Origin of the sequence: Micromonospora sp. NPDC047730, from assembly GCF_043204765.1 — a bacterium.
Lineage (GTDB): Bacteria > Actinomycetota > Actinomycetes > Mycobacteriales > Micromonosporaceae > Micromonospora.
This window is the reverse complement of sequence record NZ_JBIDCU010000002.1, coordinates 432204-449828: the sequence shown is the minus strand read 5'-3', so window position 1 is coordinate 449828 and position 17625 is coordinate 432204. Positions and strand designations below refer to the sequence as shown.

General features: G+C 74.4%; 14 protein-coding genes and 2 pseudogenes. 8 read left to right on the top strand and 8 right to left on the bottom strand.

Going from position 1 to position 17625, the window contains the following annotated elements:
* Nucleotide 1: 1 nt before the first annotated feature.
* From purL to purS, 3 genes are all read right to left on the bottom strand, one after another.
* A complete protein-coding gene (gene purL / locus ACGF5G_RS07570) occupies nt 2-2710 on the bottom strand; it encodes a phosphoribosylformylglycinamidine synthase subunit PurL (protein WP_393259868.1) in 2709 nt (902 codons plus the stop codon).
* 130 nt (nt 2711-2840) lie between these two features.
* Complete coding sequence (gene purQ, locus ACGF5G_RS07565) at nt 2841-3524, bottom strand: phosphoribosylformylglycinamidine synthase subunit PurQ (protein WP_393259865.1); 684 nt, start codon at nt 3522-3524, stop codon at nt 2841-2843.
* A complete protein-coding gene (gene purS, locus ACGF5G_RS07560; protein ID WP_030332194.1) occupies nt 3521-3784 on the bottom strand; it encodes a phosphoribosylformylglycinamidine synthase subunit PurS in 264 nt (87 codons plus the stop codon). Before purS ends, purQ begins: the two co-directional genes overlap by 4 nt.
* 410 nt (nt 3785-4194) lie before the next feature.
* Between purS and ACGF5G_RS07555 the strand changes: the two genes are divergently transcribed.
* Together ACGF5G_RS07555 and ACGF5G_RS07550 are read left to right on the top strand one after the other, a co-directional pair.
* Nucleotides 4195-4878 (top strand): S1 family peptidase, encoded by a 684-nt coding sequence (locus tag ACGF5G_RS07555; protein ID WP_393259862.1) that lies wholly within the window; start codon nt 4195-4197, stop codon nt 4876-4878.
* 23 nt (nt 4879-4901) lie between these two features.
* A pseudogene (locus ACGF5G_RS07550) lies at nt 4902-5469 on the top strand (YbjQ family protein).
* A 112-nt stretch (nt 5470-5581) separates the two neighbouring features.
* On the opposite strand, the gene purB reads toward ACGF5G_RS07550, so the two are convergent.
* From purB to ACGF5G_RS07525, 5 genes and pseudogenes are all read right to left on the bottom strand, one after another.
* The gene (purB, locus tag ACGF5G_RS07545) at nt 5582-7006 is read right to left on the bottom strand and encodes an adenylosuccinate lyase (RefSeq protein WP_393259859.1); all 1425 of its coding nucleotides are present in this window, start codon (nt 7004-7006) and stop codon (nt 5582-5584) included.
* Between the two features lie 139 nt (nt 7007-7145).
* A complete protein-coding gene (locus ACGF5G_RS07540) occupies nt 7146-7400 on the bottom strand; it encodes a hypothetical protein (RefSeq protein ID WP_393259857.1) in 255 nt (84 codons plus the stop codon).
* 40 nt (nt 7401-7440) lie between these two features.
* A pseudogene (locus ACGF5G_RS07535) lies at nt 7441-7725 on the bottom strand (TNT domain-containing protein); the annotation flags it as partial.
* An 89-nt stretch (nt 7726-7814) separates the two neighbouring features.
* Complete coding sequence (locus ACGF5G_RS07530) at nt 7815-9572, bottom strand: sugar ABC transporter permease (RefSeq protein ID WP_393259854.1); 1758 nt, start codon at nt 9570-9572, stop codon at nt 7815-7817.
* 144 nt (nt 9573-9716) lie between these two features.
* Nucleotides 9717-11009 (bottom strand): acetyl-CoA C-acetyltransferase, encoded by a 1293-nt coding sequence (locus ACGF5G_RS07525; RefSeq protein WP_393259851.1) that lies wholly within the window; start codon nt 11007-11009, stop codon nt 9717-9719.
* Nucleotides 11010-11064: 55 nt separating this feature from the next.
* Between ACGF5G_RS07525 and ACGF5G_RS07520 the strand changes: the two genes are divergently transcribed.
* From ACGF5G_RS07520 to ACGF5G_RS07495, 6 genes are all read left to right on the top strand, one after another.
* Nucleotides 11065-12420 carry a 3-oxoacyl-ACP reductase gene (locus ACGF5G_RS07520; protein WP_393259848.1) on the top strand — a complete coding sequence of 452 codons (1356 nt, stop codon included), beginning with the start codon at nt 11065-11067 and terminating at the stop codon, nt 12418-12420.
* Nucleotides 12420-13490 (top strand): MaoC/PaaZ C-terminal domain-containing protein, encoded by a 1071-nt coding sequence (locus ACGF5G_RS07515; protein WP_393259845.1) that lies wholly within the window; start codon nt 12420-12422, stop codon nt 13488-13490. The genes ACGF5G_RS07520 and ACGF5G_RS07515 overlap by 1 nt, the downstream gene beginning before the upstream one ends.
* A gap of 114 nt (nt 13491-13604) precedes the next feature.
* A complete protein-coding gene (locus tag ACGF5G_RS07510) occupies nt 13605-14357 on the top strand; it encodes an NUDIX domain-containing protein (protein ID WP_393259842.1) in 753 nt (250 codons plus the stop codon).
* Nucleotides 14354-15325, top strand: a complete 972-nt coding sequence (locus ACGF5G_RS07505; RefSeq protein ID WP_393259840.1) for a serine/threonine protein kinase — start codon at nt 14354-14356, stop codon at nt 15323-15325. Before ACGF5G_RS07510 ends, ACGF5G_RS07505 begins: the two co-directional genes overlap by 4 nt.
* Before the next feature lie 10 nt (nt 15326-15335).
* Entirely contained in the window at nt 15336-16295 is a 960-nt protein-coding gene (locus tag ACGF5G_RS07500; RefSeq protein ID WP_393259837.1) for a hypothetical protein, read from the top strand.
* Nucleotides 16292-17554, top strand: a complete 1263-nt coding sequence (locus tag ACGF5G_RS07495) for an adenylosuccinate synthetase (RefSeq protein ID WP_393259835.1) — start codon at nt 16292-16294, stop codon at nt 17552-17554. The genes ACGF5G_RS07500 and ACGF5G_RS07495 overlap by 4 nt, the downstream gene beginning before the upstream one ends.
* Nucleotides 17555-17625 lie beyond the last annotated feature (71 nt).

Here is a 17625-nt window from a genome sequence, read left to right as displayed (position 1 = left end):
CTCAGCGCTTATCGGGCGCGGAGGACTGCTCGGTGTCACCGGAGTCGGGGTCGGCGTCGGCCCCGGTCGGGTCGTCGGCGACCTCGGCGGCCGGCTCCTCGGGTGCGGGAGCCGCGGCCTCCACCGGCGCCACGGCACCGGTCGACGGGACCGGCCCGGCCGACGCGATCGGCTCGGACGCGACGTCCGCCGGGTCCACCGGCGCCACCTCGGCCCGCTCGGCGTCGGGCAGCGGCACGGCCTCGACCGCACCGGCCACGCCGGCTGCCGGCGCCGGCACCCGCACGACCTCCGAGCCGCCGAAGAGGCGCGGCAGCGTCGCCGTGTGCGCGGCGCGCAGCTCGTCCAGGCCGATCCGGAACTGGCCGTGCACCTCCAGCGCGCCGCCGGCCGGGTCGGTGACGCCGATCAGCTCGAACGGCACCCCGCGCTCGGCGCACAGGGCGGTGAACGCCTTCTCGTGGCCGCGCGGCACCGAGGCCAGGACCCGCCCTGCGGACTCGCTGAAGAGGTAGACGAACGGCATCGAGCCGCCGGCGAACCGCTCCGGCACCGCGATCCGGGCGCCGACCCCGCGCCGCAGGCAGGACTCGACCAGGCCCTGCGCGAGGCCGCCGTCGGAGAGGTCGTGCGCGGAGCTGAGGTGCCCGACCCGGGCAGCCTCCGCCAGCAGGTCCGCCAACCGCCGCTCGTGGGCCAGGTCGACCTGCGGGGGTACGCCGCCGAGGTGCTCGTGGGTGACCCACGCCCACTCCGAGCCGGAGAGCTCCACGTGCGTCTCGCCGAGCAGGAAGAGCTGGTCGTGGTCGCCGCCGGGGCGCGGCACGAAGCCCATCGGCACCCGGTTGGCGACGTCGTCGAGCACGCCGAGCACGCCGACAACCGGGGTCGGGTGGATGGCCGCCGCGCCGGTCTGGTTGTAGAAGCTGACGTTGCCGCCGGTCACCGGGATGCCCAGCTCGGCGCAGCCGTCGGCCAGGCCACGGACGGCCTCGGCGAACTGCCACATCACGCCCGGGTCCTCCGGCGAGCCGAAGTTCAGGCAGTTGGTGACGGCGATCGGCTTCGCGCCGGTGACGGCGACGTTCCGGTACGCCTCGGCCAGCGCGAGCTTCGTGCCGTGGTACGGGTCGAGGCGGGCGTACCGGCCGTTGCCGTCCACCGACAGCGCCACGCCGAGCCCGGTCCGCTCGTCGATCCGGATCACGCCGGAGTCCTCGGGCTGGGCGAGCACGGTGTTGCCCAGCACGTACCGGTCGTACTGCTCGGTGACCCAGGTCTTGTCGGTCAGGTTCGGCGACGCGATCATGCGCAGCACGGTCTCGCGCAGCGCCTCCGGGTCGGCCGGCCGGGGCAGCGTCTCCGCGCGGTCGGCCTGGAGCAGGATCAGGTCGGCCGGCTCGCGCATCGGGCGGGCGTAGACCGGACCGTCGTCGACCAGCGAGCCCGGCGGCACGTCGACCACGAGCTGGTCCCGCCAGGTGATCACCACCCGGCCCGGCTGGCCGTCCGGTGCCGGCGGGGTGACCTCGCCGATCGCGGTGGCCCAGACGCCCCACTTCTCGGCGGTCTTGAGCACGGCGTCGAGCTTCTCCGGCTCGACCACCAGCAGCATCCGCTCCTGCGACTCGCTGGCCAGGATCTCGTGCGGCTCCATCGAGGGCTCGCGCAGCGGCACCCGCTCCAGCCACACCCGCATGCCGGTGCCGGCCGCCGCGGCGGTCTCGGTCAACGCGCAGGTCAGGCCGGCACCGCCGAGGTCCTGGATGCCGACGACGAGCTGGGCGTCGTAGAGCTCCAGGCAGGCCTCGATGAGCAGCTTCTCCATGAACGGGTCGCCCACCTGCACCGACGGGCGGCGCTGCTCGCTGCCCTCGTCGAAGGTGGCGCTCGCCAGCACCGACACGCCGCCGATGCCGTCCCGGCCGGTCTTGGCGCCCATCAGCACCACGACGTTGCCCGGGCCGGCGGCGGCCTTGTTCTGCAGGCGGTTTACCGGCAGCACGCCGAGGCAGAGCGCGTTGACCAGGGGGTTGCCCTGGTAGCAGGGGTCGAACACGACCTCGCCGCCGATGTTCGGCAGGCCGAGGCAGTTGCCGTAGCCGCCTACGCCGGCGACGACGCCGGGCAGCACCCGGGCGGTGTCGGGGTGGTCGGCCGCGCCGAAGCGCAGCGGGTCCATCACCGCGACCGGGCGGGCGCCCATGGCCAGGATGTCCCGGACGATGCCGCCGACGCCGGTGGCCGCGCCCTGGTAGGGCTCGACGAAGCTGGGGTGGTTGTGCGACTCGACCTTGAAGGTCACCGCCAGTTCGTCGGAGACCTGCACCACGCCGGCGTTCTCGCCGATGCCGGCGAGCAGCCGGTCGCTCGGCGGGGCCTTCTCCCCGAACTGGCGCAGGTGCACCTTGCTCGACTTGTAGGAGCAGTGCTCGCTCCACATGATCGAGTACATGGCCAGCTCGGCCTGGGTGGGCCGGCGGCCGAGGATGTGCCGGATCCGGTCGTACTCGTCGTCGCGGAGCCCCAGCTCGGCGTACGGCTGCAGCTCACCGGGGGTGTCCACGGCGTGCGACACGGTGTCCAGGCCGGCCGCCCAGTCGGCCGTCGCCGGCCCGGTGGGCGCGGCCGGACGCGGCTCCACCGGCTGCGCCGGGGCGGCCGGGAAGGCCTCCGGGGTCTCCCGTACCTCGTCCGGATGGCTGGTCATGACCTCTCCTCGTTGCGCTCAGGGCCGCCCTGAGGGCGGGTGAGCCGACCGATGATGCCGCCGCGCACGGTCACCGCCCCGCACTTCGTTCGCGACTGCGGGGCTCGCAGACCCGGCTCACTCCTCGCGCTCACGCTGGCGCCCCCACCAGGTGCTTGAGCACCGAGGTGAAGAAGCCGAGGCCGTCCAGGGAGGGGCCGGTGAGCGCCTCCACGGCGTGCTCGGGATGCGGCATGATGCCGACCACGTTGCCGGCGTGGTTCGTGATCGCGGCGATGTCGCGCTGCGACCCGTTGGGGTTGCCGCCGACGTAGCGGGCGACCACCCGGCCCTCGGCTTCGAGCTGGTCGAGCGTCGCGGTGTCGGCGACGTAGCAGCCCTCGCCGTTCTTGACCGGGATCAGCACCTCCTGGCCGGGCTGGAACGCGTTCGTCCACGCGGTGCCGACCGACTCGATGCGCAGGACCTGGTCCCGGTTGCGGAAGTGCAGGTGCTGGTTGCGGGTGAGGGCCCCGGGCAGCAGGTGGGCCTCGCAGAGGATCTGGAAGCCGTTGCAGATGCCGAGCACCGGCAGGCCGGCCCGGGCCGCGTCCACGATCGTCTCCATCACCGGGGCGAACCGGGCGATGGCCCCGCAGCGCAGGTAGTCGCCGTAGGAGAAGCCGCCGGGCAGGACGACGGCGTCCACCCCGTGCAGCCGCGGGTCACCGTGCCAGAGGCGGACCGGTTCGGCGCCCGCGATGCGGACGGCCCGGGCCGCGTCCCCGTCGTCCAGCGAGCCGGGGAACGTGACCACGCCGACCCGGGCGGTCACGAGCGGGCGTCCGCGGTCTCGTCGGCCTCGACCAGGCGGACGGTGAAGTCCTCGATGACCGGGTTGGCGAGCAGTTTGTCGGCGATCTCCCGGGCCCGGTCCAGGTCCGGTTCACCGGTGAACTCGATCTCGATCCGCCTGCCGATCCGAACCGAGGCGACGTCGCTGACGCCGAGCCGGGGCAGCGCGTTTGCGACGGCCTGGCCCTGCGGATCGAGGATCTCGGGCTTGAGCATGACGTCGACGACGACGCGAGGCACTGGGGCACTCCTGACTGTGTACGCAGTTGGGTGCCGACCCACAACGGGCGAGCGCAGCCAGCCTACCTGGCAGATCCGGCCCTGGACGCACCGGCCGGACGCAGTTCAGGCAGCGATCGGCATTCCTGGCGCGGGGGCGGGAGACCGATACGGGTTCGTTGCGATCCCGATGCGTTTCCGTTGCCGACCAGCCCGTTTCGCCCCACTCCGGCCGCCGGGACGCCCACCGCCATCGACCGACGGACCACCATCGTCATTGATGAAGGTCGATGAAACTCTTGTGAACGACATCTCAGGAGCCCTACCGTACATCGTCATACGTCGATGAGACGTACCCGGTCGCCGGCCACCCCGACCGCCGGCCGACAGCTCGACCCGGTGACCCCGGGCCCATCCCCGAAGGAGCCCCCATGCGCATCCGATCCATGATCGCAGTGCTGGCCACCGCAGCGGCCGGCCTGCTCGGCGCCAGCTCCGGCGCCCTCGCCGCCCCGGCGGGCCCGCAGCCCATCATCGGCGGCGGGACAGTCTCGTCCGCCCCGTGGGCCGCCGCGGTGTTCAGCAACGGATCGTTCACCTGCTCCGGCACGATCATCGCGCCGGAGTGGGTGCTCACCGCCCGGCACTGCCTCGGCGGCACCATGTCCGTCCGGGTCGGCAGCGTCTACCGCTCCTCCGGCGGGGTCACCCGCACGGTGAGCGCCACCTACAGCCGCTACGACCTGGCCCTGATGCGCCTGTCCAGCTCGGTGAGCACCTCGTACGTCACGCTGGCCAGCAGCAATCCGCCGATCGGCTCCACCAACTCGATCTACGGCTGGGGCATGACCTGCTACAGCGGCTGCTCCGCCGCCAGCCAGCTGAAGACCGCGAGCGTCCAGGTGACCAGCAACAGCGCCACCGACGCGTACGGCGGCCAGGCGATCCGGAGCACGCGGATCAACGGCAACGCGTGGCGGGGCGACTCGGGCGGCCCGCAGTTCTACAACGGCCGCCAGGTCGGCGTCGCCTCGACCGCCGACGGCTACAGCATCCAGAACTACGGCAGTGTCGCGTACAACCGGGCCTGGATCACCTCCGTGGCCGGTGTCTGACGGTTAGCGCCCGGGCGGCGCGGATGGCCGGCCACGCGCCGGCCGTCCGCGCCGCGCCGTTTTGCAGCATCCGATCAGGTGAACAAGGCTCGCGATCGGGTGCGGGGTCGCCCTGACAGCATCGGAAACGTGCTGGTCGTGACGACGGAGCAACTACCCGGGTACGAGATCCGCCAGATCCTCGGCGAAGTGGTGTCGTCGATGGCCAGGACGCGGAACCCGTACCGCGAGGGGGTCAAGAACCTGCGCGGCGGCGCGTACGACCCGATGGCGCCGGACAACCTGACCCGGTGGCGTACCGACTCGGTGGCCCGGCTCGGCGAGGAGGCCCGCCGCCTCGGCGCGAACGCCGTGGTGGGCATGCGCTTCGACAGCCGCGACTGCGGCGAGATGTGGATGGAGATCTGCGCGTACGGCACGGCGGTGATCGTGGTGCCCAAGGTGCCCGACGTCATGCCCCCCGACCAGCCGCTGGTCGCCGCGGAGACCGCCCACGACCCCGCCTTCGCCGAGTCCCCGGGCGGCATCGCCGAGCCGGCGAGCGCCCCCACCCTCCGCACGGCGGCCGAAACCCCCACCCGCGACTCCTGACCCACCCGCCCCCTTGGCCCCGTTGATCATGAAGTTGTTGCCCGCCCGTCGGCGTGTCGAGGCAACAACTTCATGATCAACGCTGGCAGTGGGGTGGGGGTGGGGGTGGGGGTTAGAGGATGGGGGGTGGGGTGTAGGTGGCGGCCTTGGGGTGGGCTTCGACCACGGCGGATACTCGGCGGGTGACAGCCTCGACCTGGGCCGGGGCGGCGCCGACGAAGGCGGTGCGGTCGGCGACGAGCGCGTCGATTTCACCCCGGGTCAGGCCCAGGCGGCCGTCCGCCGCGAGGCGGTCGAAGAGGTCGTTCTCGGCGGCGCCCTTCTCGCGCATGGCGAGCGCGACGGCGACCGCGTGCTCCTTGATCACCTCGTGGGCGACCTCGCGCCCGACGCCGCGCCGGACCGCCGCCACCAGGATCTTGGTGGTGGCTAGGAACGGCAGGAAGCGCTCCAGCTCCCGGTTGACCACCGCCGGGTATGCGCCGAACTCGTCCAGCACGGTGAGGAACGTCTGGAACAGCCCGTCGGCGGCGAAGAACGCGTCCGGCAGCGCGACCCGGCGGACCACCGAGCAGGAGACGTCCCCCTCGTTCCACTGGTCGCCGGCCAGCTCGCCGACCATCGACAGGTAGCCCCGGATGATCACCGCGAAGCCGTTGACCCGCTCGCTGGACCGGGTGTTCATCTTGTGCGGCATCGCGCTGGAGCCGACCTGGCCCGGCTTGAAGCCCTCGGTCGCCAACTCCTGGCCCACCATCAGCCGGATCGTCGTGGCCAGCGAGGACGGCGCGGCGGCGATCTGCGCCAGCGCGGAGAGCACCGCCAGATCGATCGAACGCGGGTAGACCTGGCCGACGCTGTCGAGCACCCGGGAGAAGCCGAGGTGCTCGGCCACCCGGCGCTCCAGCTCGGCCACCTTGTCGGCGTCGCCGTCGAAGAGGTCCAACTGGTCGGCGGCGGTGCCCACCGGGCCCTTGATGCCGCGCAGCGGGTACCAGTTGATCAGGTCGTCCAGCCGCTCGTACGCGATCAGCAGCTCCTCCGCGGCCGACGCGAAGCGCTTCCCGAGCGTGGTGGCCTGCGCGGCGACGTTGTGCGAGCGGCCGGTCATGACGAGGCCCGAGTGCTCGACGGCCAACCGGGACAGCCGGGCCAGGGTGGCGACCACCCGGTCCCGGACCAGCTCCAGCGAGGCCCGCACCTGGAGCTGCTCGACGTTCTCGGTGAGGTCCCGGGAGGTCATCCCCTTGTGCACGTGCTCGTGCCCGGCGAGCGCGCTGAACTCCTCGATCCGGGCCTTCACGTCGTGCCGGGTGACCCGCTCCCGCTCGGCGATCGAGGCGAGGTCGACCTGGTCGAGCACCCGCTCGTACGCCTCGACCACGCCGTCCGGGACGGACACGCCGAGGTCCCGCTGCGCCCGGAGCACGGCGAGCCAGAGCTGCCGTTCCATCCGGATCTTCTGCTCCGGTGACCAGAGGGCGACCAGCTCGGGCGAGGCGTACCGGCTGGCGAGCACGTTGGGGATCGTCGTCACGTACCTCAGTCTTGCACGCCCCTCTCGCGTGCCTTCGCCGAAGACCCGCGACGTGCCACGGCTCTCGGCAGGGCGGGGTGGGCGGAGCGTCGTCGCCCCGGCATGCCGCGCGTCGCGGCGACCGGTCGGTCGACCGCCCTCAGGACGAAGAGGCGGGACGGCCCGTCAGGGCCCGCCACAATCCCGCGCACGCCTCCGCCTCGGTGTCGAACACCAGCCGGACGTCGTACCTGCCGCGCTCGTAGGCGCCGATCTCCCACCGTCCCCCCGACGAGCGGCGCAGGAACCAGAAGTCGGGTGGGACCGGCACGTGCTCGTGCACACCTTCCAGTTCGAACGCGTCCGGTGACATCCCGGTCGCCAGCAGGGCGCTGCGCACCTCGTGCCGGTCCACTCCCGACCTCCCTGTCCACGGGCTTCAGCAGACGGGAACCCCGCGCCTGCGGCACGTACGCCGGGTTCAGCTGGAACTGGGTGCCCAGGCCGGGCTGGGCGAACCACGGCGCGATCGGGCCGGAGTCGACGTCGAACGGCTTGAGCACGCAGTAGGTGTGGTAGTTGGCCAGTGGAGCCGCCGGCGGGACGCCCGGCGGGGGCGGCGGGATCGGCGGCGTGTTCAGGCTCTGCGGCGCCAGCGAGCGAGCGCTGAACGGAGTGCCGAGCGGGGAGAGGAAGGCGCCGCCGGGGAAGCCGAAACGGTCGAGGCGGTACCCGGGCAGCAGGGTCTGCCGAGCGCAGGTCAGGGCGGGTTCGCTCCGTTGACGGGCGACCGCCGGGACAGGGCGGGACGCCCGGTCACCGACCAGGATCAGCGGGCTCGGTCCCCCGTCGACGGCCCCGCCCCGATCACGAGCCGGTCCAGGTAGAGCAGTTGCAACGCCACGAACGCGGCCAGGAAGAGCAGCAGCATCGGCAGCGGCAGGACCTGGGCGACGAGCCCTCGCATGGCCTCCGGGTCGCCGAAGGACTCCGCGAGCCGCAGGAGGACCAGGTTCGTCGCCGGCGCGTGCCGGACGTCCGCGACGACCAGTTGCGGCCACAGCCAGCTCTGCGCGCCGACCAGCCAGCTCAGCAGCCCGGCGCCGGCCAGCATCGGCAGGGCGGGCAGGAGCATGGTCGACCCGAACCCGCCACCGGCCTCCCAGCGTTCCCGCTGGCCCCGGAAGAGCAGGGTGAACACCACGAGCGCGGGGATGCAGAGCCAGCCCGGCGGGATCAGCCCGACGAAGGTGCTGAGCTGGTCGGCCTCCCGGGCCCGGACGAAATGGGCGATGGCCAGCGGACCGTCGCCGACGAAGAGCCAGGGCGCGAACGGCAGCAGGAGCAGCTCACTGGCCCGGCCCAGTGGGCGCAGGCCGCCGATGCCGAAGCCGGCCAGGGCGGCGACGCCCACCCCGACCACCGCCGAGATCAGCGGCGGCAGCCAGGTGTTGACCTGGACCTGGCCGGTGGAGACGCCGGAGGGCAGGAGCGCCGCCCCGGCGGTGAGCGCCCGCAGCCACGGCGCCAGCACGTAGGCGAGCACGCCGAGGAACGCCAGCAGCCCCACCGCCAGCAGGCCGAGCGCGATCGGGTTGCGCGCACCGGCCGGGACGCCCGGGGGCATGCCCGCAGGTGTGCCGGTCGGAGCGCCCGCCGACGTGCCCGTCGGGGTACCGGCCGGGCGGTCGCGCCACCCGGTGAAGGCGATCCTCGTCCGGGTGACCAGGAGCAGGACGACGGCGAGAATGCCGAGCACCGCCAGCAGGGCGAGCAGCAGCACGTTGCCCGCGGCGCCGACGCCGAACTGGAACCGGGCCACGCTCTCCCGGACGATCCGCACCAGGGGGGCGACCTGGTCTTCCCGCCCGCCGAGGACGGGCCACTGGAGGGACCAGGACTGCACGGTCACGGCGACGACGGCCAGCCCGAGCACGCCGCCGACGGCCAGGACCGCCGGGCCGGAGCGGCCGCCGCCGGGGCCACGGCGCAGCGCGGCGAGGAAGACGGTGGCACCGACCGCGACCACCAGCCCGGCCGTCAGCAGCGCCACGGCGCGTACGGCGGTCAGCGTGGGCGCCTGCGTCCAGGCGTCCCGGTCGGCCTCGAACCGGTCCATCGTCCACGCCACCCCCACGGCGAGCGGGGCGTAGGCGGCCAGCGGCAGGGCCAGCAGCGCCCGGGTCACCAGGCGGGGCACCCGGCCGGCATGCTGTGCGGCGAGCGCGAGCAGCGGGGCGACGAGCAGCGCGAGCAGCAGCGGCACGAGGGCGAGGAGCAGCACGTGGCCCAGGTCGCCGAGGAACCCCCGCTCGATCACCTGCGCGTAGTTGTCGCCGCCAGCGGACTCGGTCGGCCCGCCCAGCCCGCTGCCCCGCCGGAAGCTCTCCGCCAGCGTGCTGACCGACGGGAGCACGTACGACCAGAGCAGGGCGACGGCCGCCGGCACGAGCAACACCAGCCCGGTGACCACCTGGGCCGTCCGGCCGATCCCGACGCCCCCGGACGGCGCCGGGCCGGACGGGGCCGGGAGGGGCGGCGCGGGGTGGGCCCTGGGGTCGGGCACTGACGTCGGGTTGGCAGACACCGGCGGGATCCTCCGGTCGGCAGTGGAACGGGGGGCGACTCAGGTTAGGCCACCCGACCGGCACCGTGTCCAGGTGCGGATCTGCACAGTCACGCCGGCCGGCGGCGCGCGCCGCACAGCGTCCACCCCGGCGGGGGCGGGCGCTCAGCGCTCCAGGATCGCCGTCACGCCCTGGCCGCCGGCCGCGCAGATCGAGATCAGTCCCCGCCCGCTCCCCTTCTCGGCGAGCAGCTTCGCCAGGGTCGCCACGATCCGGCCGCCCGTCGCCGCGAACGGGTGCCCGGCGGCCAGCGAGGAGCCGTTGACGTTCAGCTTCTCCCGGTCGATCGCGCCGAGGGGGGCGTCCAGCCCGAGCCGGTCCTTGCAGAACTCGGGCGACTCCCAGGCGGCCAGGGTGGCCAGCACCTGCGAGGCGAACGCCTCGTGGATCTCGTAGTAGTCGAAGTCCTGGAGCGTCAGCCCGGCCCGGGCCAGCATCCGGGGCACCGCGTACGCGGGGGCCATCAGCAGCCCCTCGTCGCCGTGCACGAAGTCGACGGCGGCGGTCTCCGACCAGGAGAACCAGGCCAGCACGGGCAGGTGGTGCTCGCTGGCCCACTCCTCGCTGGCCAGCAGCACCGTGGAGGCGCCGTCGGTCAGCGGCGAGGAGTTGCCGGCCGTCATCGTCGCCCGCTCGGCGTCCGGGCCCTTCGCGCCGAATACCGGCCGCAGCGACGCGAGCTTCTCCGGGCTGGTGTCCGCGCGCAGGTTCTGGTCACGGGTGAGCCCGAGGTAGGGCGTCAGCAGGTCGTCGAAGAACCCCCGGTCGTACGCGGCGGCGAGCCGCTGGTGCGAGCGCAGCGCCAGCTCGTCCTGCGCCTGCCGGTCGACCTGCCAGCGCAGCGCCGTGCGGGCGGCGTGCTCCCCCATCGACAGCCCGGTGCGCGGCTCGGCGTTGCGCGGGATCTCCGGCCGGAACGGCTGGGTGGGGCGCAGCCTCGCGGCGACCCTCAGCCGCTCGCCGAGGGTGCGGGCGCTGTTGAGCCTGAGCAGCGTGCGGCGCATGTCCTCGTTGACCGCGAGCGGGGCGTCGGAGGTGGTGTCCACGCCGCCGGCGATGCCGACGTCGATCTGCCCGAGGGCGATCTTGTTGGCGACCAGGATGGCGGCCTCCAGCCCGGTGCCGCAGGCCTGCTGGATGTCGTACGCGGGGGTGTGCGGGTCGAGCTTCGAGCCGAGCACCACCTCGCGGGTCAGGTTGAAGTCCTTGGCGTGCTTGAGCACCGCACCGGCGACCACCTCGCCGACCCGTTGGCCGGCCAGGCCGAACCGGGCGACCAGCCCGTCCAGCGCCGCGCCCAGCATGTCCGCGTTGGACGCGCTCGCGTACCGCGAGTTGGACCGGGCGAAGGGGATGCGGTTGCCGCCGATGACCGCCACCCGCCGGATGCTCTGCACGATCCCGCCTCCTCGAAGGGCTTGCCCTCAACCTACTCGCCAGTAGGCTACGCCTATGACCGACAGGTACGCGAGCTTCGTCCGATCGGGGGCCGGTCGCGCGCTGGTCAAGCGCCTCGGGCTGCCCGACCCGCCGCGACTGCGCCGGCACACCCCCGGCGACCCCCTCGCCCCCGGGCCCGTCCTGCTCGGTGCCGCGACCGGGGGTCGGCTCGCCGAACAGGTCGGCAAGATCCTGACCGCCGCCGGGGTCGAGCTGCGCGACCCCGCCGCCGTGGAGCCCACCGAGCGCTTCGCCGCCCTGGTCCTCGACGCGACCGGCATCACCGACTCCACCGAGCTGCGCCAGCTGTACGACTTCTTCCACCCGCACGCCCGCTCGGTGCTGCCCAGCGGTCGGGTGGTCGTGCTCGGCACCCCGCCCGCCGAGGGCGGCTCGCCCCGGGAGGCCACCGCCCAGCGGGCCCTGGAGGGGCTGACCCGCAGCATCGGCAAGGAGTTCGGCCGGGGTGTCACCGCCCAGCTCGTGTACGTCACGAAGGAGCCCGACGCCGGCACGTCGACCGGCCTGGAGGCTACCCTCCGGTTCCTGCTCTCCGGCCGGTCCGCGTACGTCTCGGGGCAGGTGATCCGGGTCGGCGCCGGCAGGGCCGAGCCGCCGGCCGACTGGGACCGCCCGCTGGACGGGCAGGTCGTCCTGGTCACCGGGGCGGCGCGGGGCATCGGCGCGGCGCTGGCCCGGGTGCTGGCCCGCGACGGCGCGCGCGTCGTCGCGCTGGACATCCCGGCGGCCGGGGACGCGCTGGCGGCGGTCGCCAACGAGATCGGCGGGACGGCCGTCCAGCTCGACCTCACCGCTCCCGACGCCCCGGCCCGGCTCGCGGAGCACCTCGCCGGCCGGCACGGGCGGGTCGACGTGGTCGTGCACAACGCCGGCATCACCCGGGACAAGACCCTCGGCCGGATGGACGCCGACCGCTGGGACTCCGTGCTCGACGTCAACCTCTCCAGCCAGGAGCGGATCAATGACGTGCTGCTGGAGCGGGAGCTGATCCCGGCCGGCGGCCGGATCGTCTCCGTCTCCTCCATCGCCGGCATCGCCGGCAACCGGGGCCAGACCAACTACGCCACCAGCAAGGCGGGCGTGATCGGGCTGGTCGACTCGCTCGCCCCCGTCCTGCGCGAACGGCAGATCAGCGTGAACGCCGTCGCCCCCGGGTTCATCGAGACCCGGCTGACCGCGCGCATCCCGCTGATGCTGCGCGAGGCGGGCCGGCGGATGAACAGCATGTCCCAGGGCGGGCTGCCGGTGGACGTCGCCGAGACCATCGGCTGGCTGGCGTGGCCGGCCTCCGGCGCAGTCAGCGGCAACGTCGTCCGGGTCTGCGGCCAGAGCCTGCTGGGGGCGTGATGGCCGGGCGGAGGGAAGCGGCGGAAGGCCCGGCCGACGACCTGTCGGTGCACGAGCTGATCGACGGCCCCACGGAGCGGCTGTCGGAGGAGACGCTGGCCGCGATCCGCCGGCCGGGGCCGGCCGAGAACGACCTGAGCCTGGCGGAGACGCACGACCTCGCCGGGCACGCCTCCTCGGTCGAGGCGACGCAGGACCTGGCCGGGCACGCCGGGGCGGTCGCCCGGGAGCGCGTCGAGCTGGCCCGGATGCCGGCGGCCGGGGCGCTCTACCGGCGGGCGCTGCTCGGCGCGCTGCCCGGCCTCGGCGGGCGACCGGCGGCGGCCGACGCCCCGGCGGTCGAGCTGGCCGTCGGCGGGATCGCCGTCGACCGGGCGCACCTGGCCGACTACGACCGGGTCTGCGGGTTCCGGCTGACCGACCGGCTGCCCGCCACGTTCCCGCACGTCATGGGCTTTCCGCTGGCCCTGCGCCTGATGACCGCGCCGGGGTTCCCGATCCCGCTGACCGGCGTGGTGCACGTGGGCAACCGGATCACCGTGCACCGCCCGGTCACGGCCGACGAGACCCTCGACTTCACCACGTACGCGGAGAACCTGCGCCCGCACGACCGGGGGCGGCAGGTCGACGTGGTGCTGGTCGGCTCGGTCGGCGGGGAGGAGGTCTGGCGCGGCGTCTCGACGTACCTCGGCCGGGAGCGCAGGCCCGGCGGCGGAGGCCGCGACCGGGGCGAGCGATCCCCGGCGCCGGCCGGCTCGGCCCACTGGCGGGTCGAGCCCCGCGTCGGTACGCACTACGCGCGGGTCTCCGGCGACCACAACCCGATCCACACCTCCCGACTGGGGGCCCGGCTGTTCGGCTTCCCCCGGCCCATCGCGCACGGGATGTGGAGCAAGGCGCGGTGCCTGGCCGCGCTGGAGAACCGGCTGCCGGACGCCTACACCGTCGAGGTGGCGTTCAAGCTGCCGGTGCCGCTGCCGAGCACGGTGAGCTTCGGCCTGCTGCCGGGCGGCGGGTTCGCCCTGCACGACCTGCGCGGTCGCCCGCACCTGGTGGGTCTCGTGCGCTGACCGCCCCTGCCGACCCCCGGCCGCGCCGCACCCACGCCGCCGGGGGTTGGCAGGGGCGACCGTATGCGCTAGGTTGTTCTCACATCGAGATGTTCTCAAGATGAGAGGGACGCCGTGGACGAGCAGGACTTCCTGGCCGCGTACGACCCCCGGGCCTATCCGGCGGTCGCGGTCACCGTCGACGTGGTGGCGCTGACCATCCGCGACGGCGTGCTCCACCTGCTGCTCATCCGGCGCGGCGAGCCGCCCTTCGCGGGGCACTGGGCACTGCCCGGCGGCTTCGTCCGCCCCGACGAGGACCTGACCGCCGGCGCCCGGCGGGAGCTGGCCGAGGAGACCGGGCTCGGCGGCGAGGGGCTGCGTCGCGTACACCTGGAGCAGTTGGCCAGCTACGGCGGCGTCGACCGCGACCCGCGGATGCGCGTCGTCTCGGTCGCCCACCTCGCGTTCGCGCCCGACCTGCCGGACGCGGCCGCCGGCACCGACGCCGACGAGGCGGCCTGGCTGCCGGTGACCGCCCTGAGCAGCCGGCAGCTCGCCTTCGACCACGACCGGATCATCGCCGACGGGCTGGAGCGGGCCCGGTCCAAGCTGGAATACACCCCGCTCGCCACCCGCTTCCTCGCCCCCGAGTTCACCATCAGCGAGCTGCGCGCCGTCTACGAGACGGTCTGGGGGCACCCGCTGCACGCCGGCAACTTCCACCGCAAGGTGCTCTCGGTGCCGGGCTTCGTGGAGAGCACCGGCGCCAGCACCGAGCGCGGCGGGGCCCGGGGCGGCCCCCGCGCCAAGCTCTACCGGGCCGGCGACGCCCGGCTGCTGCACCCGGCGCTGCTGCGCCCCGCGCGGGAGGAGACGGTGCGGTGAGGACCGCCGAGGCGATCCGCCTGGTCGCGGCGGCCCGCACCGACGCCGACCTGTTCGGCGCCGACGAGCCGGCCCGGCGCTACCGCGAGCTGGTCGCGGCCCTGCACCCCGACCGCGTGCCCGCCGATTCGGCCGTACGCGCCGAGGCCACCGACGCGTTCGTCCGGGTCACCACCCGCTGGCGGGCCCGGCGGGTCACCGTCCTCGGCGGCTACCGCCTCGGCGCGCCGGCGCACTCCGGCGACCTGGCCGACCTCTACGACGTCGGGGCGGACAGGCTGCTCAAGCTGCCCCGGCGACCCACCGACAACGACCTGATGGCGCGGGAGGCGCACGCCCTGCGCGCCCTCGCCGAACGCGGCGACCCGCGCTACCTGCCCTACGTGCCCCGGCTGGTGGAGGAGTTCCGGCACCGGGACCCCGACACCGGCGCCGAGCGACGGGTCACCGTGCTCGCCACCGCGCCCGGCATGCACGACCTCACCGAGGTGCGGCGCGCGTACCCGGACGGGCTGGACGCCCGGGACGCGGCCTGGATGTGGCGGCGCCTCCTGGTCGCGCTCGGCCTGGCCCACCGGGCGGGCGTGGTGCACGGCGCGGTGCTGCCGCCGCACGTGCTGATCGAGCCCGACGGGCACGGCGTGGTGCTGGTCGACTGGTGCTTCTCCGTCGTCGGCGGCGGCGCCGTCCCGGCGCTCGTGCCCGGCCACGAGGACTGGTATCCGGCCGAGGTCGTCGCGAAGCGCCCGTGCGGGCCGGGCACCGACATCGCGATGGCCACCCGCTGCATGACCTGGCTGATGGGCCCGCGCGCGCCGCGCGAGCTGCTCGCCTTCGCCCAGGGCTGCCTGCGGCCCGCCCTGAACGCCCGGCCCGACGACGCCTGGCGCCTGCTCCGCGAACTCGACGAGGTGCTGGACCGGCTCTACGGGCCGCGCACCTTCCGACCCTTCACCCTGCACCCCTGAGGAGGCTGCCATGGGCAGTGGAATCTGGTCCACCGACGTGTACGACGCCGCCGACCGCTACCGCCGGGCCACCGGCAAGAGCGCGTTCTCGTACAGCGACAGCGGGGCGCGCACGGTGCACCCCGCGCTCGACCCCCGCGACGCGACGCGGGAGAGCCGCGACTCCGCCGAGCACCCGCAGTCGACCGCCATCGCCGTGCTGTTCGACGTGACCGGCTCGATGGGTCACGTGCCCCGTACGCTCCAGACCAAGCTGCCGCAGCTACTCGGGCTGCTCCAGCGGCAGGGCTACGCCCGCGACCCGCAGATCATGTTCGGCGCGATCGGCGACGCCACCTGCGACCGGGTGCCGTTGCAGGTCGGCCAGTTCGAGTCGGACAACCGGATGGACGACGACCTCGGCCGGATCGTGCTGGAGGGCGGTGGCGGCGGGCAGATGACCGAGTCGTACGAGCTGGCCATGTACTTCATGGCCCGGCACACGGTCACCGACTGCTGGGAGAAGCGCGGCCGGCGCGGCTACCTGTTCATCATCGGCGACGAGCTCGCCTACCCACAGGCGAAGGCCCGGGAGGTGGCCCGCCTGATCGGCGACGACCTGGCCGAGGACGTGCCGCTGCGGCAGGTGGTCGACGAGGTGACCCGCCGCTGGGACACCTACTATCTCCTCCCCGCCGGCAGCCACTACGCCGGCAACGCCAAGGTGCTCGACTTCTGGCGGGGCCTGCTCGGGCAGAACGCCGTCGTGCTGGACGACCTCGACGCGGTCTGCGAGACCATCGCGCTCACCATCGGCCTCGGCGAGCAGGCCATCGACCTGGACGAGGGCCTGCGCGACCTCGACCGGGCCGGTTCGGGCGCCACCGGGACGGTGTCGAAGGCGCTGGCCCGGCTCGGCCGGGGGCGGCGCGCCGAGGTGTCGGCGCTGCCGGCCTTCCGGGACACCGACGGCGGGGTCACCCGGCTGTGAGACACGTGACGGTGGTCGACCTCGGCTACGGCGACGCCGGCAAGGGCACGGTCGTGGACTGGCTCTGCGCCACCCGGCCCGTGCACACCGTGGTCCGCTTCAACGGGGGCGCGCAGGCGGCGCACAACGTGGTGCTGCGCGACGGGCGGCACCACACCTTCGCCCAGTTCGGCGCGGGCACCTTCCACCCCGGGGTGCGTACGCACCTGTCCCGGCACGTGGTGGTGGACCCGCTGGCGCTGGCCGCCGAGGCCGACCACCTCGCCTCGGTCGGGGTGCCCGACGCGCTCGACCGGCTGACCGTGGACGGGGAGGCGCTGCTCGCCACCCCGTACCACCGGGCCGCCAACCGGGCCCGGGAGATCGCCCGGGGAGCCGACCGGCACGGCTCCTGCGGGCTGGGGGTAGGCGAGGCCGTCGCGTACGGTCTCGCCCACCCCGACGAGGCGCCCCGGGTGGCCGACTGCGGCACCCCGGCGCTGCTGCGCCGCCGGCTGACCGCCCTGCGGGACCGGCTGACCGCCGAGCTGGGGCCGCTGGACGCGCCGCCCGTCGAGGACTGCCTGCCCGCGTTCACCGGGTTCGCCGGGCGGGTGGCGATCGTGGAACGGGGCTGGCTCGCCGGGGCGCTGCGCGCCGGGACGTGCGTCTTCGAGGGCGCGCAGGGGGTGCTGCTCGACGAGTGGCACGGCTTCCACCCGTACACGACGTGGAGCACCACCACGTTCGCCAACGCCGACAGCCTGCTCGCCGAGGCGGGCCAGGCGGGCACGGCGACCCGGCTCGGGGTGCTGCGCGTGACCACCACCCGGCACGGGCCGGGGCCGCTGGTGACCGAGGACCCCACCCTGCCGCTGACCGACCCGCACAACCCGACCAACCCGTGGCAGGGCCGGTTCCGGTTCGGCCACTTCGACGCGGTCGCCCACCGGTACGCCCTCGCCGCGGCCGGGGGCGTCGACGGCCTGGCGTTGACCCACCTCGACCTCGCCGGCCCCGGGCTGCGGATCTGCCGCCGCTACGACGCCACCGACCGGCTCACCCCGGGACCGCCCGGCGACCTGGACCGGCAGGCCGCGCTCACCGCCCGCCTGCTGCGCTCCCGCCCGGTGTACGACGACCCGCCCGTCGACTGGCCGTCGGCGGTGGCCCGGGAACTGGCCGCCCCGGTGGTGCTCACCTCGCACGGCCCCACCGCCGGGGACAAGGTCCCGCACGGCCCGCTGCTCGCCCCACCGACCCTGGTCGCCACCGCCTGACGCGGTGATCGCGGCCGGCGGCGGGTGAGCGTGCCGCCGCTCGCGGATCTTGAACGCGTCGTCGAGCAGGG